Annotated in this window: 12 protein-coding genes; 10 read left to right on the plus strand and 2 right to left on the minus strand. The window is 47.1% G+C overall.

All coding sequences use genetic code 11. From position 1 onward, the window contains the following. Nucleotides 1–46: 46 nt before the first annotated feature. From CLV42_RS12555 to CLV42_RS12575, 5 genes are all read left to right on the plus strand, one after another. Nucleotides 47–1,189, plus strand: a complete 1,143-nt coding sequence (locus tag CLV42_RS12555; RefSeq protein WP_106602263.1) for a tetratricopeptide repeat protein — start codon at nt 47–49, stop codon at nt 1,187–1,189. 120 nt (nt 1,190–1,309) lie between these two features. Then, on the plus strand, nt 1,310–2,107 hold the full coding sequence (locus tag CLV42_RS12560) for a HipA family kinase (protein ID WP_106602264.1): 798 nt from the start codon (nt 1,310–1,312) through the stop codon (nt 2,105–2,107). Continuing rightward, the gene (locus CLV42_RS12565) at nt 2,085–2,468 is read left to right on the plus strand and encodes a DUF3037 domain-containing protein (RefSeq protein WP_106602265.1); all 384 of its coding nucleotides are present in this window, start codon (nt 2,085–2,087) and stop codon (nt 2,466–2,468) included. Before CLV42_RS12560 ends, CLV42_RS12565 begins: the two co-directional genes overlap by 23 nt. 92 nt (nt 2,469–2,560) lie before the next feature. Continuing rightward, nucleotides 2,561–3,385, plus strand: coding sequence for a hypothetical protein (locus tag CLV42_RS12570; protein WP_106602266.1), 825 nt, complete (start codon nt 2,561–2,563; stop codon nt 3,383–3,385). 115 nt (nt 3,386–3,500) lie between these two features. Next, nucleotides 3,501–4,229: an endonuclease gene (locus tag CLV42_RS12575; RefSeq protein ID WP_106602267.1), complete on the plus strand. Its 729-nt coding sequence runs from the start codon at nt 3,501–3,503 to the stop codon at nt 4,227–4,229. Between the two features lie 74 nt (nt 4,230–4,303). Here CLV42_RS12575 and CLV42_RS12580 read toward each other — a convergent pair whose 3' ends face one another. Next, entirely contained in the window at nt 4,304–5,167 is an 864-nt protein-coding gene (locus CLV42_RS12580) for a hypothetical protein (protein WP_106602268.1), read from the minus strand. Nucleotides 5,168–5,257: 90 nt separating this feature from the next. On the opposite strand from CLV42_RS12580, the gene CLV42_RS12585 reads away from it, so the two are divergent. From CLV42_RS12585 to CLV42_RS12595, 3 genes are all read left to right on the plus strand, one after another. Further along, complete coding sequence (locus CLV42_RS12585) at nt 5,258–6,247, plus strand: DUF3667 domain-containing protein (protein ID WP_170117489.1); 990 nt, start codon at nt 5,258–5,260, stop codon at nt 6,245–6,247. 8 nt (nt 6,248–6,255) lie between these two features. Further along, the gene (locus tag CLV42_RS12590; protein ID WP_106602270.1) at nt 6,256–7,035 is read left to right on the plus strand and encodes an enoyl-CoA hydratase-related protein; all 780 of its coding nucleotides are present in this window, start codon (nt 6,256–6,258) and stop codon (nt 7,033–7,035) included. Between the two features lie 73 nt (nt 7,036–7,108). Further along, a complete protein-coding gene (locus CLV42_RS12595; RefSeq protein ID WP_106602271.1) occupies nt 7,109–7,630 on the plus strand; it encodes a hypothetical protein in 522 nt (173 codons plus the stop codon). Nucleotides 7,631–7,747: 117 nt separating this feature from the next. Here CLV42_RS12595 and CLV42_RS12600 read toward each other — a convergent pair whose 3' ends face one another. Beyond that, on the minus strand, nt 7,748–10,012 hold the full coding sequence (locus CLV42_RS12600; RefSeq protein ID WP_106602272.1) for a Tex family protein: 2,265 nt from the start codon (nt 10,010–10,012) through the stop codon (nt 7,748–7,750). Between the two features lie 136 nt (nt 10,013–10,148). Between CLV42_RS12600 and mazG the strand changes: the two genes are divergently transcribed. Further along, nucleotides 10,149–10,916 carry a nucleoside triphosphate pyrophosphohydrolase gene (gene mazG / locus CLV42_RS12605; RefSeq protein ID WP_106602273.1) on the plus strand — a complete coding sequence of 256 codons (768 nt, stop codon included), beginning with the start codon at nt 10,149–10,151 and terminating at the stop codon, nt 10,914–10,916. A 5-nt stretch (nt 10,917–10,921) separates the two neighbouring features. Then, nucleotides 10,922–14,695 carry a sensor histidine kinase gene (locus tag CLV42_RS12610; protein WP_106602274.1) on the plus strand — a complete coding sequence of 1,258 codons (3,774 nt, stop codon included), beginning with the start codon at nt 10,922–10,924 and terminating at the stop codon, nt 14,693–14,695. Nucleotides 14,696–14,867 lie beyond the last annotated feature (172 nt).

Raw genomic sequence — 14,867 nt, forward strand, 5'->3', positions numbered from 1 at the left:
TTTTTAAAACTAAATAATTAGTTTTATGGTAAAATAGTAATGCAAGATGAACAACCTGAACAGGATATTATGTCTGCTTTTTTTGTTATGCAGCGCGACGAGGATCGTTGCTCAATCTACCGTGAACCGCAACCGCGTAATGGAATACCTGCAGGACCAGCAATATGATGAAGCTATTGCCTATCTCAGGCCAACAGTAGATACTACCGACGCCCGCCAGGTGGCCCTGCTGGCATATACCTATTACCAGGCTGGAAAGATCCCGGAGACGGTAAATTATTATGAAAAAGTATTGCGGCTGGACAGTAGTCACCTGACCGCCCACCAATGCCTGGCTGCTATCAGTCTCCAGCAGGATCGGCCCTTAACTGCAATGGAACACTATAAAAAGGTGGTAGCACTCCGTCCCCAGAGCGCTGTTGCCTGGAAGCAGCTGAGTTTCACAGCGCTCGCCGCTCTTCAGCAGGATTCAGGTTTCGTCTGGCTGAATAAAGCGTATACGCTGAATCCCTATGATCCTAGAGTCGTATCCCGTCTGGCGGAAGAATGGATAGAAAGGAAACGCTTTGGCGCGGCAGACACATTGATAAATACTTTCCTGGCAACAGATTCTTCGTCTGCCATCGTTCTGATGACGGGCGCAAGGATCTCCTATCTCATGAAAGACTATCAGCGTACCCTGACCATCGGACAGAAGCTGAAACAACTGAACATCTTATCATCCAATACTTTTATCTATGTCTCTGCAGCCGCTTTTAACCTCAAAAAATATGATGATTGTATCGCCGTACATGAATATCTCAATGCACGGAACGCCAGCGTTGAAAATATCATCTATTATGCCGCCATGGCCTGTACACAACTGAAGAGGTACCAGGACAGTAATGAGCTGCTACAGACCTGTATTACCATGGCGAGGTCGGCCAGCCTGGAGAACTATTATACAGGTATGTCCGTCAACTACGAGGCATTGGGCCAGTACAAGCCTGCAATTGCCAACCTGGATACAGCCTATTATCTGTTCCATCAGCCCTTGAAACAATATAGTATCGGCCGTATCTACGATGCTCACCTGAAGAACGACGCGATGGCCACACGCTATTATAAACGTTATATCCAGCTGTATAAAGGAGAAACCCAGGAAGAAAAGGAGATTTACAACTATCTGAAAACCCGCGTTCAGAAATAACGAAGGAGCGCCTTTCTCTATGCGCCTTGCTCAGCACCTTAAATAGGCTTAATTTTATGCGACTTTGATAACCGGCAGCGTCAAAAACTGCCGGTTATTATTTGCCTAAATATGAATTCAATGATGAGTAAACAACCCGAACTGAGAACTGTCAATGTGACCAGGTATGTGACTCCATTGCGTGAAGGAGGCTCTTTACCTGCTATCGCAGAGGCAGATGATGGGTTCCTGTACGTACTGAAGTTCCGTGGCGCAGGACAGGGCATCAAGGCATTGATCGCTGAACTGATTGGAGGAGAGATCGCCCGCAGACTAGGCCTTAAAGTGCCGGAGATCGTTTTTGCTAACCTCGACAATGCCTTTGGCCGTACCGAGCCGGATGAGGAGATCCAGGACCTGTTAAAGGCCAGCGAAGGGCTTAATCTGGCCCTGCATTACTTGTCAGGTGCTATTACCTATGATCCTACAGTTGCGGTAATTGACCCATTGACGGCGGCCCGTATCGTATGGCTGGATTGTCTGCTGACCAACGTTGACCGCACTGCCCGTAACACAAATATGCTGATGTGGCATAAAGAACTATGGCTCATCGATCATGGCGCTGCCCTGTATTTCCATCACTCCTGGGATAATTGGCAGGAACAGGCCAAACGTCCTTTCGTACAGGTGAAAGATCATGTATTGCTGGCCCAGGCTGAAGGGATAGATAAAGTGGATGAGGCCTTCCGTGAAATCCTGACGCCAGAACAGATCCGTGCTATCATTGCCGTGGTGCCTGACGAGTGGTTGTTGACATTATCCCATCATGGCACGCCAGATGAGATCAGAGACGTATATGCCGGTTTTTTAATCACCCGGATAGCCAATTCCGGAATATTTGTAAATGAAGCGCAAAATGCAAGAAAAACACTTATTTGAGTACGCTGTTATCCGCGTTATGCCGAGAGTGGAACGGGAGGAGTTTCTCAATGCCGGTGTCATTCTCTATTGCAAACAACACAGGTTCCTGCAGGCTATTATTACGCTGAATGAGGACCGCCTGCGTGCTTTTGCTCCGGAAACAGATGTCAGTGAAGTAAAGACATACCTGGAGGCTTTTGAATGCATTGCAAAAGGAGGTAAGCAGGCCGGTCCGATAGGTCAGCTCGATCTTGCTTCCCGCTTCCGCTGGCTGACTGCTACCCGGAGTACAGTGGTACAGGCAGGAAAGGTGCATCCCGGTTTCTGCGACGATCCGGCGAAAGCGCTGGTTAGATTACATGAACAACTGGTATTATAAATACATAAAAAGAGGGTATATGTTAACTTTTCTATACCCTCTTTTTTGTACCTGGTTTTTATTTAGATTTACAGGAAACAACCCCATTATTCATGTCACCGCAAATAAGCACCTTACAACTGTTCCGTCCCAGGGAATCCGGATCCCTTTATCGTTTTCTGGACCTTGTACAAGCCTGTAATGATCACAGCCACGCCACCCGGTTGCGTTATGTATTCGATGGAGGTCAGTTCAATGATTATGTCTCGGCAGAAAAATTGGAGCAGGCTTTCGCGGAGCTGGAAAAACACTGGAGTGACGGGGATTTTGACAGGGATCTGATCTTGTCAACGGATAAGGATACACCCTTATTTTCATTGGTACATACAGACCCCTTCGAGTATACCAATGAAGACAACGCTGCCTTTAGCTTCAATAACGGCAGACCATTACTGCAGCCAGAAGGATACTTCGGCTACGAAGAATTCCATCATTTCTTTGTTACCGCTATTAATGCCTATAAGGCCAGGTATGCCGCCGTATATGATACGGAACTGGAAACACTGATCTCCTTTGCATCCTTCTACGGAGAAGTGGAAATGGATGAGGAAATATCTACTCCGGATATCGTTACAGAAACGCCCGAACATCTCACGGCCCGCATAGGAAAGGTGGTGTCTCCGGGACTCTTTGATCCGCTGGAAATACCGCCTGCCATTTACTGGTTCAATTACTGGAATGAAGACCAGGTAAAAACAGTCGGCGAGGAAAAAATAAAACAGGCCGCCTTTGAAGTAATAGAAAAGCTTCCGGATGGCGGTTACATCCTCGTTGTTCAGAAAGAGAACTTTGACCCATACAATACAGCCCACCTCGAAAAACTGGCTGCGCTGTATGATTATTTTGACCTCTATACACTGCAACAAACCGCATCATAAGACTTATCATTATCCACAATATTCTGCCATTAACAATTTGTCGGACGTCAACCCAACGTTACACCCGGTTCGGCGCAGATATTGTATCCTTTCAGCATAATCAACAGGATACATTATGCCGGAAGGACCATCCATTGTGATATTAAAAGAGGCGGTAATACCCTTTACCGGGAAGAAGGTCATTGATGTGGCCGGATATGCTAAAATTGACCTGGAGAGGATCCGCAATAAGAAGGTCATCGCTTTTAAAAGCTGGGGTAAACATTTCCTTATCTGTTTCCCGGGCTTTACTATCAGGATACATTTACTAATGTTCGGTACCTACCGCATCAACGAAAAAAAGAACAGTAATCCTGCCCTGCATTTACAGTTTGATAACGGAGAGCTGAATTTTTATACGTGCTCAGTAAGGATCATTGAAGAACCTTTGGATGAGGTATATGACTGGAGCGCTGATGTATTGAATGAACATTGGGACCCGGCGAAAGCAATGGCCAAGCTGAAGAAGATACCAGATACGCTGGTAGCAGATGCCTTGTTGAACCAGGATATCTTCGCCGGTTCCGGCAACATTATCAAGAACGAGGTATTGTTCCGCATAAGAGTACATCCTGCCAGTAAAGTGGGCAATTTACCCTTAAAAAAGAAGCGGGAACTGGTGAAGGAAGCGGTGAACTATAGTTTTGACTTCCTGGAGTGGAAAAAGGAATATAAGTTGAGAGAGCATTGGCTGGCGCATACGAAGAAGATCTGTCCGCGCTGTCATATTCCGTTCATTAAGGAATATATGGGTACCACCAATCGCCGCACCTTTTACTGCCCCAATTGCCAGGTTTTGTATTGAGGCGGTACAAATATCTCCCGGAAATAAAAAAGGCGTCCTGTGCCTTACAGAACGCCTTTCTGAGTATTTTAATATTACCTCCGGTACTTGTACCGCACGGTTCCCATCAGTTCCTTTTTCTTCCCGTAACATTCTTCCTGCAAAGGAAGCCCTTTGTCGTCGTAAGTATACCGCCAGATGGTATAGCTGGCCGTTTCTCCGTTCACGGTGGTCATAGCGCCAATCCTGTTCTTGGCATCATAGTCGAAGATATAGTCCGGCAGCATTTTCTTACGGGTAGGAGAGTAGCGCACAATATCTGTCAATAAGTTCTGGTCGTTGTACTTGTAATAGATGCGCCTGCCGCTGGCTCCTTTGCCACTTTCCATCTCTTCAGATACCAGCCCCAGTGAATCCAGTGTAAATTTGACCGTTGTAGAATCTTCTACTCTATCTCCGTGGAAATGAACCATTTGCGATAGCCGGCCAAGGCTGTCATACTGATAACGCCTTGTTTCGGTGAATTTATACTTGGTTTTGGGCTCGTAAGAGGTCAGATAGACTTCCCTGATCTTCGCACTGGAATCATTGGTATTACGCATGTAAATGACCGTCGTAATAACGCTGCGTGTACTGTCGATGGTCTTTGTCAGCTTGCCCTTGGCAGAAAAGTAGGAAGTCATTACGGAATAGCCGGTAGCACGGGAAACGGTCGTAGACCGGATCTGCCGGTAATTGGCCAATATCTCACGCTGGCAGCGGAAATCGTTATCGGATTCCTGGTTGGCGTCAAAGCTCTGAACCAGTTGTACAGTGATCTTATTTTCTTTTAACAGGTCCATATTAGCCTCGGTACGGGCGGTATTGACGATATCCTGGTAATAGTATTGGGCGGAAACAGACAGCTTTAACCCAAACAATGCTGTGAAAAGCAATAAAATGGTCTTTCTCGTGTACATATTAACTACAAAAATAATGATTCAGGAACATTCGGTAGTTCATTTCTGTAAAGATAATTTTTATATTTACCTTCTATAACCTATAGTTACTTGAAAACACAGCCTCTAAGGAAAGAAACGAATTGCCTCAACTGTGGAACGGATGTTCCGGGCAGATATTGTACAAACTGCGGACAGGAAAACATTGTACCTCACGAAAGTTTCGGTCACCTGGTAAAGGAATTCGCCGCTGACCTTGTACACTATGACTCAAAAACACTACTGACATTCAAGTATTTATTCACCAAACCAGGCTTCATTACCAAAGAATATATTGCCGGTAAACGGGTGAAATTCGTACACCCTATCAAACTATATATTTTCGCCTCCTTCGTCTTTTTCTTCCTGTACTTTACACTGACAGCACATCAGAACGATGAGTCACTTGATAAAAATACCAAAGAACAGGTCGAGACTGCCCGCCGGCAGAACAAAGAGGTTTTCGCAAGCCTCCCCGATTCCATCAAGAGCGGCAGCCTCTCCACAGGAGACTGGTTCAGAAGGTTGAGCGCCGTTGATTCCAAAGAACAGTACGATTCCCTGCAGGATGCGCTGCCCAAGGAATACCGTGACAACCGTATGCAACGTAAAATGGCCCGGTATTTTTTTAATGCCAGCAAGACTGAGGATGGTCAGACCAAGGAAGGGAAAAGTCATGCCCAGGAAGAACTGTTCCAACACAATTATCCTAAAATGATGTTTGTGCTGTTGCCACTTTTTGCCCTGTATCTGAGATGGATGTACGACAAGAAAAAATGGTTCTATGCAGATCACGCTATCTTCTCCGTACATATCCACGTATTTTTCTTCTTATTCTTCCTGGTATGTACGGCGCTGGATACACTTTTCCATATAGAGGTCTTTACCAGCTGGGGACTTCTCGTCATATTTGCATACCTGGTGATATCCCTGAAGAACATGTATGGGCAGTCCTGGGGAAAATCGCTGCTGAAAGGAGCTTTGGTGACATTTGCATACCTGATCACACTGTTGATCGTATTTATCTGTTTTGTCCTTACGATGACACTATTAATTGCGTAACTTAGGGAATGCAACCAGAATTTATTATCATACACCAGGAAGTGGCCCCCTATGTGGCACATATACAATTAAACCGCCCCAAAGAACTGAATGCGCTGAACCTTGAACTGATGGCTGAACTCAGGGACGCATTGAAAGCATTGGACGCGGACGACAACGTAAGGGTTGTTATTATCAGCGGTAATGAAAAGGCATTCGCCGCAGGTGCAGACATCAAACAGATGGCCGGTAAGACTGCAATGGATATGTATAACACAGACCAGTTCAGCACCTGGGACACAATAAAAAAAACAAAGAAGCCGTTGATAGCGGCAGTAAGCGGTTTCGCGCTGGGTGGGGGATGTGAGCTGGTTATGCTTTGCGATATGATCGTAGCCAGTGAAACAGCGCGCTTCGGACAACCTGAAATAAAGATAGGCGTCATGCCAGGCGCCGGTGGTACACAACGCCTTACCCGTGCTGTAGGTAAGGCGCTCGCCATGGAGATGGTATTGACAGGCCGTTTTATCAGCGCAGAGGAAGCACTGCGAGCAGGTCTTATCAACCGGGTAGTACCTGTAGAACTTTTCCTGAAAGAAGCCATCCAACTGGCCTCAGAAGTAGCTGCACTCAGCCCGCTGGCAGTGAAAATGGCCAAAGAATCCGTACTGAAATCATTTGATAGTTCCCTGGAAGAGGGACTGCATTTTGAACGTAAAAACTTTTATCTCCTGTTTGCTTCCGAAGATCAGAAAGAAGGTATGCAGGCTTTTGTTGATAAAAGAACACCTGTATTTAAAGGACAATAACATTGTGTATCGCGGACGGGATCATGCTCACGATATTCCCGTAATACACAATTAGCAATTCGTAATAGAGACCATGACCATGAACAAGCACCTGGCAGCATTATATGTAGTAGCTGCCTGTATTTTAGGATGTAAAGAATCACCTGTAAGTAACAGCAAAGAAAAAGGAGCTGCGCCTCCGCCCACAACTGATACAATGATGACCGTAACCGACAACATTGAACCCACCCAGGTAGCTTCCTGGCAATCTTTTGAACAGTTTGAAGGCAAGTATGTAGCGGAAACAGGTATGTTGGGGAGAGAACCGCTGAAGTCGCGTATTAAGGCTTTACTGGCTACAGAAAGCCCTTCCTTTGCAGAACGCTTCGATGTTACTCCTCCCGTAGAACTGGAAAACGATATCTTGTACAACCAGGGATGCCGCAGGCACTACTGTGGTGGTGATGAAGCTGCGCTAGCCATCGATATGCGCCGGGATGTCATTTACATAGGCATCGCCGTGAATGGCACCGTGAAGATGTTCAGCGAAAGGAACGACTCTGCTTTTCCTGAGAAGTTATTACGCTGGAAACTAAAGTTCCCTTCGTTGAATTAAGAGGAAGGGAAGATAGGTTCTGATCTGTTTGATAACATAGTCCGCCGTGGCGGATTACAAATAAAAAGCGGCCGCACCAGGTATTGGTACGGCCGCTTTCTTTATTTTCTCATTTTCTTAGTTGAACTTTTTCTTCAGCTCTGCCAGTTTCGCCTGGAAATCATTCAGTGGAGCAGGTGCGCCCTGTTTAGCAGGCTTACCACCATCCCTTCTTTCTTTCCGTTGACCACCACCGCCACCGCTGGCAGCTGGCGCTTCATTGTCCTTCATGGATAGGGAAATACGCTTGCGGGAAGGATCAACCTCCAATACTGTCACAGTTACTTTCTGGTTCAGTTTCACCGCTTCATTAGGATTGCTGATAAACTTGTTGCTGAGGTGAGAAATGTGTACCAGGCCATCCTGTTTAACACCAATATCCACGAAAGCGCCGAAGTTGGTGATGTTGGTCACCACTCCTGGCAGGGTCATACCTACCTTCAGGTCTTCCATTGTACGGATGCCTTCTGCATATTCGAAGATAGCGATCTCGTCACGAGGGTCACGGCTTGGTTTATCTAGCTCTTTCAGGATGTCTTCCAGGGTCAGTAAACCTACTTCTTCGCTTACATATTCCTTCGGATTGATCTTCTTACGGAGGTCTTCTTTCGCTATCAGGTCCTGCACGGTACACTGCTGCTTGGCCGCCATGTTCTCGATCAGGGAATAACGCTCAGGGTGTACTGCGGAGTTATCCAGCGGGTTGTCGCCGTTCTCAATACGGAGGAACCCTGCACACTGTTCGAACGCTTTTTCACCCAGACGGGTTACTTTCTTCAGCTGTAAACGATTCTTAAACGCACCATTCTCTTTGCGGTATTTCACGATGTTTTCCGCCAGGGATGGCCCCAGACCGGATACATACGCCAGCAGGTGTTTGGATGCAGTGTTCAGGTTCACACCTACATTGTTCACGCAGCTTACTACCACTCTGTCCAGGCTCTGTTTCAGGCTGGATTGGTTCACGTCGTGCTGGTACTGGCCTACGCCGATCGCCTTTGGATCTATTTTTACCAGTTCTGCCAGCGGATCTATCAGCCTGCGGCCAATAGATACAGCGCCACGTACAGTTACATCAAAATCAGGGAATTCTTCTCTCGCTACCTCAGAAGCTGAATACACGGATGCACCGCTTTCATTCACCATGAAAACGTTGATCTTTTTGCCAAAGTCGATTTTCTTCACAAATTCCTCAGTCTCACGGCCTGCAGTACCATTGCCTACAGCAATAGCGGCAGTATCATATCTTTCCACCCATCTTCTCAGCAGGGCTTCAGCATCGTCTCTTTTGTAGTTTTTCTCCAGCGGATAAATAACGTCGTTATCCAGCATGTTACCCTGGTCGTCAAGTGCTACCACTTTACAACCGGTTCTGTAACCCGGGTCAATAGCAATGACCGCTTTAGGCCCTAACGGAGCTGCCAGCAATAGCTGACGCAGGTTCTCCGCAAATACTTCTATCGCCTCGGCGTCTGCATGTTCCTTACCCAGGGCACGGAATTCGTTTTCCAGGGATGGACGGAGCAGGCGTTTATAAGAGTCAGCTCCCGCTTTTTTCACCTGTTCGCTGCTGGCGTTGTTACCGGTCACGAACTGTTTATCGATGATGCTTGTTGCTTCTTCTTCTGCAGGGCTGATAGTGGCGTACAGGAATCCTTCTGATTCACCACGCAGGATCGCCAATATCCTGTGGGATGGAATAGCGCTTATTTCTTCGCTGAAATCAAAATAATCTTTGTATTTGGAACCCTCTTCTTCTTTACCTTCTATCACTTTGGATGTCAGTACAGCAGTATGGGTAAAGAGTTTACGCAGTTTATCACGCAGTTCAGCATTTTCATTGATCCATTCTGCCATGATATCACGGGCGCCTTTCAGTGCTTCTTCTGTGGAGGCTACCTGCTCATTCAGGAATTGCTCTGCGGCGCTCTGTGGTGCATGCTCCTGTTGTTCGAAGATCAGTTTAGCCAGTGGCTCCAGACCTTTTTCGATAGCTTGCGTACCTCTGGTCTTGCGTTTTGGTTTATATGGGAGGTAAATGTCTTCCAGTTCGGTAAGTGCCCAGGTGTTTTCAAGTTTGTCCAGCAGCTCAGGCGTCATTTTCTCCTGGTCTGTAATGGTTTTGATAATGAAAGCGCGGCGTTCATCCACTTCCTTGTAGCGCTTCTGGAGATCTTCGATCTTCCCGATCTGCACCTCGTCCAGACTACCGGTCACTTCCTTACGGTAGCGACTGATGAAAGGCACAGTAGACCCTTCCGCCAGCAAATTCATGGTGTTCTCCGCTTGTCGCGCTGAGATGTTCAGTTCTCCTGAAATTAGCGCAATGTGTTTGCTATTCATGAATTAAAAATTAGTAGTTTTCCGGTTAACCAAAACCGGCGGCAAATGTAACTAAATTGCCCTTTCTGTCAACAAAAAGAAATTAACATAAATCCCATACAGACGTCCCCCTGCGGGAATTCTTTATATTTGACAGATGGAAAATAATTCGGCCTTCAACCGCCTGCTGGAAATCATGGATGATTTGCGTGAAAAATGCCCCTGGGACAGGAAACAAACCATCCAGACACTCCGTCAGCAAACCATAGAAGAATTGTACGAACTGGCAGACGCAATCACTGATCAGGACTGGAAATCAATCAAAGAAGAACTGGGAGATCTGCTCCTGCATATCGTATTCTATGCAAAGATCGGTAAAGAGCAGCAGCAATTTACCATAGACGATGTCATTAACGGCATCTGTGAAAAACTCATCTACCGTCACCCGCATATCTATGGCGACATAAAGGTGGAAAATGAAGAAGAGGTCAAACAGAACTGGGAAAAACTGAAACTGAAGGAAGGAAAGACCTCCGTACTCAGCGGTGTGCCCGTATCCCTGCCTGCTCTCGTGAAAGCTATGCGCCTCCAGTCCAAAGCCAAAACCGTTGGTTTTGAATGGGACGATATCGAACAGGTATGGGACAAGGTCAAAGAAGAAATGGAGGAACTGCATGAGGTGGTACAACAGGGGAAGCCTGACGAAATAGAGGACGAATTTGGCGATGTTTTGTTCTCCCTGGTAAACTACTCCCGCTTCCTGAAAGTCGACGCTGAAAATGCCCTGGAACGCACCAATAAGAAGTTTATGCGCCGCTTCCAACAGATGGAAAAAATGGCAACAGCGCAGGGTAAAACGCTCGATGAAATGTCGTTGACGGAAATGGACGGACTCTGGAATGAAGTGAAAAAATCAGAAAAATAAAGAAGTTGCTGGATATCAAAGAAATAAGGTTTTTTTTCATCCGCCATGGATATCTGTTGATCATTGCTGCCTGGTTATTTACTTTTTCATTCCTTTTCAGCAATTACTGGTCGTACTATTCCTCTCCCCAGGGTGTAAAACGCAGCCTGGAGAAAAGTCTGCGGCAACGTGAGCTGGCCTTCCAGGATGTGATAAGTGATACCTCCCTGATCGAGCACCTCTTTTCCCGCGATCAGAATGAAGAGGAAATAAAGCTGCTGGGCAGAAAGGACTTCTACATCTTTGCCTACGACAGCAGTACTGCCAGCCGCTGGCTGGTATCCTGGAGCACTAACCTCGTGCTGCCCGAAGAATGGCAGGAACCACTTACCCCAGGTGTCCGCTTCCTGAAACTGAAGAACGGGTATTATGAAGTGATCTGTAAAAAGCTACCCGGTAAGCAACCAGGGCATGATCGGTATATCGTCGGCGCGATTCCCGTGATGATGGAATACAGCATCAGCAACACTTACCTGGTAGACCATTTTTACGATAAACCGGCCCTGGGCCTGGAATATACCGTCCATCTCAAACCACCCGGTATCCCCGTACTGAACGGGCAGGACCTGATCCTGTTCTATCTGTACTATGACCGTACGCTCGATGCCGGACCGCCAAACCTGCTCAGTGTCATCCTGCGGGTGCTGGGGTGCATCTGTGTACTGATCTTCATCAACCTGTTTGCCGCTATGCTGGCCAGGCAGAAGAATCCCATGTATGGCTTTTTCTTCCTGCTGGCCGTCATTTTATGCTGCCGGATGCTGAGTTATTTCTATCCCTTCCCTTTTAACCTGCGTGCGCTCAATATCTTTACACCACTCATTTACGCCAAGGATGAAGTATTCCGCTCCCTGGGCGACCTGCTGATAAATGTGCTGCTCGGATTCTGGCTCCTGCTCTTCTTCCGTGAACACGTAAAAACCATCAAACCACCCGTTGTAAAAAATCACTGGCAGCAACGCCTGGTGATCATCCTCGCAAGTTTCATTATGTACATCGTAGGGGAGTTCCTGTCTGAACTGATCCGCAGTCTGGTGATAGACTCCAGGATCTCGTTCGATGTGGCCAACCCTTTCAGCCTGAATGAATACAGTATCATCGGTTTTGTGATCCTGGGTTTTATCTCCTTCAGCTTCCTGTTCTTCTCGCAGATCATCAACTACCTGCTGAATGAACTGACCAATTTCCGGCATCGTACGAAATACATATTCCTCGCTGCCGTGGGCATAGTATGGTTAACGTTCCGCCTGCAGAATCCGGAGATATACTACTCGGTGGCCATGGTAATCTGGCTGATCATCTACGTGGTGTTGCTGGATGCCTTGTCCTACCGCTTTGAGAACAGCCTGGCTACTGTTCCTTTCCTGTTCTGGCTATTCCTGCTGACCATCACTACCTCGGCTGTACTGGTGTATTACAATGATCAGAAGGAGTTGAGCCTGAGAGAACGTATGGCAGTGGAACTATCCAAACAGAAAGACCCCTATGTGGAAATGCTGCTCACAGATGTGACCCGGCAAATGGAAGAAGACGAACTGTTGCAGCTGTTCTTTCAGCAAAGCACCAGCAGCACAGGACGGAGCATGCCAAGATCCACCCTGGAGAATGAACTGAAACAGAAATACTTTAAAGGCTATCTGGGACGCTTTAACGTAAGCTTCTATGCCTTTAACGAATACTTCGAACCTATTTACGGCGGAGACACTTCCACTTTCCCTGCCCTGAGCCGGCGTATGCTGATGGGCTCAGAACTGATAGGTAATGAGCTGTATTACAATGAGCGGAGTTTCAATGACTACAGCTATATCGGCCGTAAAGATTTCTATAGCAACGGGATGCCCTCAGGCTACCTGATATATGAACTGACGCCGGCAGTGATCAATACGCAGCGCCTGTATCCGGAACTGTTGGTGGATGGAGAGATCTATGATCCGGAGAAGGAATCCTCCACCGCCTATTCCTATGCCATCTATGACCAGGGACAACTGGTGAGCAATAACAACGACTTTGCATTTCCGGTGAAGTTATATGGAGTAGACATGCCTAAAGAGGACATCACGGTACAATCCGAAAAAGGATTCTCCCGGCTTATCTACAAGGCATCTAAAGACAAAGTAGTGATAGTAGTGAAAGAGAACAGGAGCTTCGTGGAATTCATCACCCTCTTTGCCTACATGTTCTGCCTCTTTTTACTCATCATCGCGATATACAGGGTGCTTGACCTGCTCGTGAAAGCCAGGATGCGTATCGGTAACCTCAAGGCACTGATCAATATCAGCATCCGTAAAAAAGTACATGGCACTATCATTTTTATCGTGGTATTCGCCTTTATCATACTGGGTCTGACCACTATCCTGTTCTTTATCGATCGTTCTGAAAGAGAGAACAAGGAAAGACTGAGCCGCACCATCAATGAAGTGTCCCACGATGTGGAAAAGGTCTTTGCAGATCAGCGCATGTTTGATGACCTGGAAGACCTTTATGATCCTATTTTCCAGGCCAGCCTGACCTCTGCCATCGGAGAGATTGCAGATGAACGTGCACTGGATATCAACGTTTATGACAGAGATGGAAACCTGCAGGTCACCACACAGCCCCTGATCACGGAAAAAGGGTTGTTGTCGAAGAAGATCAATCCCGATGCCTTCATGCAATTGTACCGCGAACCCAAGATCCAGTGGATACAGAAGGAAAAGATCGGCTCCATGAAATATCTGTCAGGCTATGCGCCGCTGCGTAATAACGGGGAGATCTTTGCCTATCTGAACGTCCCTTATTTTGCCACCCAGACGGAGTTGAATCAGCAGATCTCCAACTTCCTGGTAGCACTGATCAACTTCAATGCTTTCATTTTCCTGATAGCCGGTTTGCTGGCCTTGCTGATCACTAATTCCATTACCAAATCATTCTCCCTCGTAACGGAGAAACTACGTCATGTCAGCCTGGGACAACAGAATGACGAGATAGAGTGGGAGAAGGATGATGAAATAGGTGCGTTGGTGAAAGAATACAACAAGATGGTACGTAAGCTGGAAGTGAGTGCCGCGAGGCTGGCAAAAAGTGAAAGGGAAGGTGCCTGGAGGGAAATGGCCCGTCAGGTGGCGCATGAGATCAAGAACCCGCTCACGCCTATGAAGCTGAGCATCCAATACCTGCAGCGTGCAATAGACAATGACGCACCAAATGTAAAGCAGTTGTCGCATAACGTAGCGCATACTCTGGTAGAGCAGATAGAGCACCTGGCGAATATAGCATCCGACTTCTCCGCCTTTTCACGCATTGATGAGGCCAATAGCGAAGTATTGTTACTGAATGAGGTCCTGCATTCGTTGAAGGACCTGTACCAGAGCCATGAGAACTGTAATATCCTTTTCACGCCGCCTGGACGTGCATATTATATTTTTGCAGATAAAACGCAGATGAACCGCCTGTTCACCAACCTTTTACAGAACGCAGTACAGGCGTTGCCGGAAGGCCGGGTAGGGCATGTCACAATTGCCATGGAACAGGTTGAAGAAGGCTGGGTGGTGGTGAGTGTGGAGGATAACGGGGAAGGCATTCCACCGGAGATCCAGCCCAAGATCTTTGTACCGAATTTCACGACCAAAAACTCCGGTACCGGCCTTGGCCTCGCGATGTGTAAGAACATAGTAGAGCAGGCGAGGGGAGAGATCTGGTTTGAAACCCAGCTAACGGTAGGGACGACCTTCTATGTACGGTTACCTTTGGAAAAGGTCTGATCCGTATATATCAATCGTTTCGACACCGCATTATGTTCCCCACGGTTATCACCCTGGTGGGACAAACACATGGCCCTAACGGGGTCGATCAACCGGGCTTGGATATGTTGTCTGATCCGCGCATATCAATCGTTTCGGTCGACCCCTTTAGGGGTCGTTTTGTTTGTAGCCC

It is taken from the genome of Chitinophaga ginsengisoli, from assembly GCF_003014595.1.
Classification (GTDB): Bacteria; Bacteroidota; Bacteroidia; order Chitinophagales; family Chitinophagaceae; genus Chitinophaga; species Chitinophaga ginsengisoli.

Bases quoted from the DNA above. Each gene is read 5' to 3' on its own strand.
- CLV42_RS12555 (WP_106602263.1), top strand. From the start codon at position 47: ATGAACAACCTGAACAGGATATTATGTCTGCTTTTTTTGTTATGCAGC.
- CLV42_RS12560 (WP_106602264.1), top strand. From the start codon at position 1,310: ATGATGAGTAAACAACCCGAACTGAGAACTGTCAATGTGACCAGGTAT.
- CLV42_RS12565 (WP_106602265.1), top strand. From the start codon at position 2,085: ATGCAAGAAAAACACTTATTTGAGTACGCTGTTATCCGCGTTATGCCG.
- CLV42_RS12570 (WP_106602266.1), top strand. From the start codon at position 2,561: ATGTCACCGCAAATAAGCACCTTACAACTGTTCCGTCCCAGGGAATCC.
- CLV42_RS12575 (WP_106602267.1), top strand. From the start codon at position 3,501: ATGCCGGAAGGACCATCCATTGTGATATTAAAAGAGGCGGTAATACCC.
- CLV42_RS12580 (WP_106602268.1), bottom strand. From the start codon at position 5,167: ATGTACACGAGAAAGACCATTTTATTGCTTTTCACAGCATTGTTTGGG.
- CLV42_RS12590 (WP_106602270.1), top strand. From the start codon at position 6,256: ATGCAACCAGAATTTATTATCATACACCAGGAAGTGGCCCCCTATGTG.
- CLV42_RS12595 (WP_106602271.1), top strand. From the start codon at position 7,109: ATGACCATGAACAAGCACCTGGCAGCATTATATGTAGTAGCTGCCTGT.
- CLV42_RS12600 (WP_106602272.1), bottom strand. From the start codon at position 10,012: ATGAATAGCAAACACATTGCGCTAATTTCAGGAGAACTGAACATCTCA.
- mazG (WP_106602273.1), top strand. From the start codon at position 10,149: ATGGAAAATAATTCGGCCTTCAACCGCCTGCTGGAAATCATGGATGAT.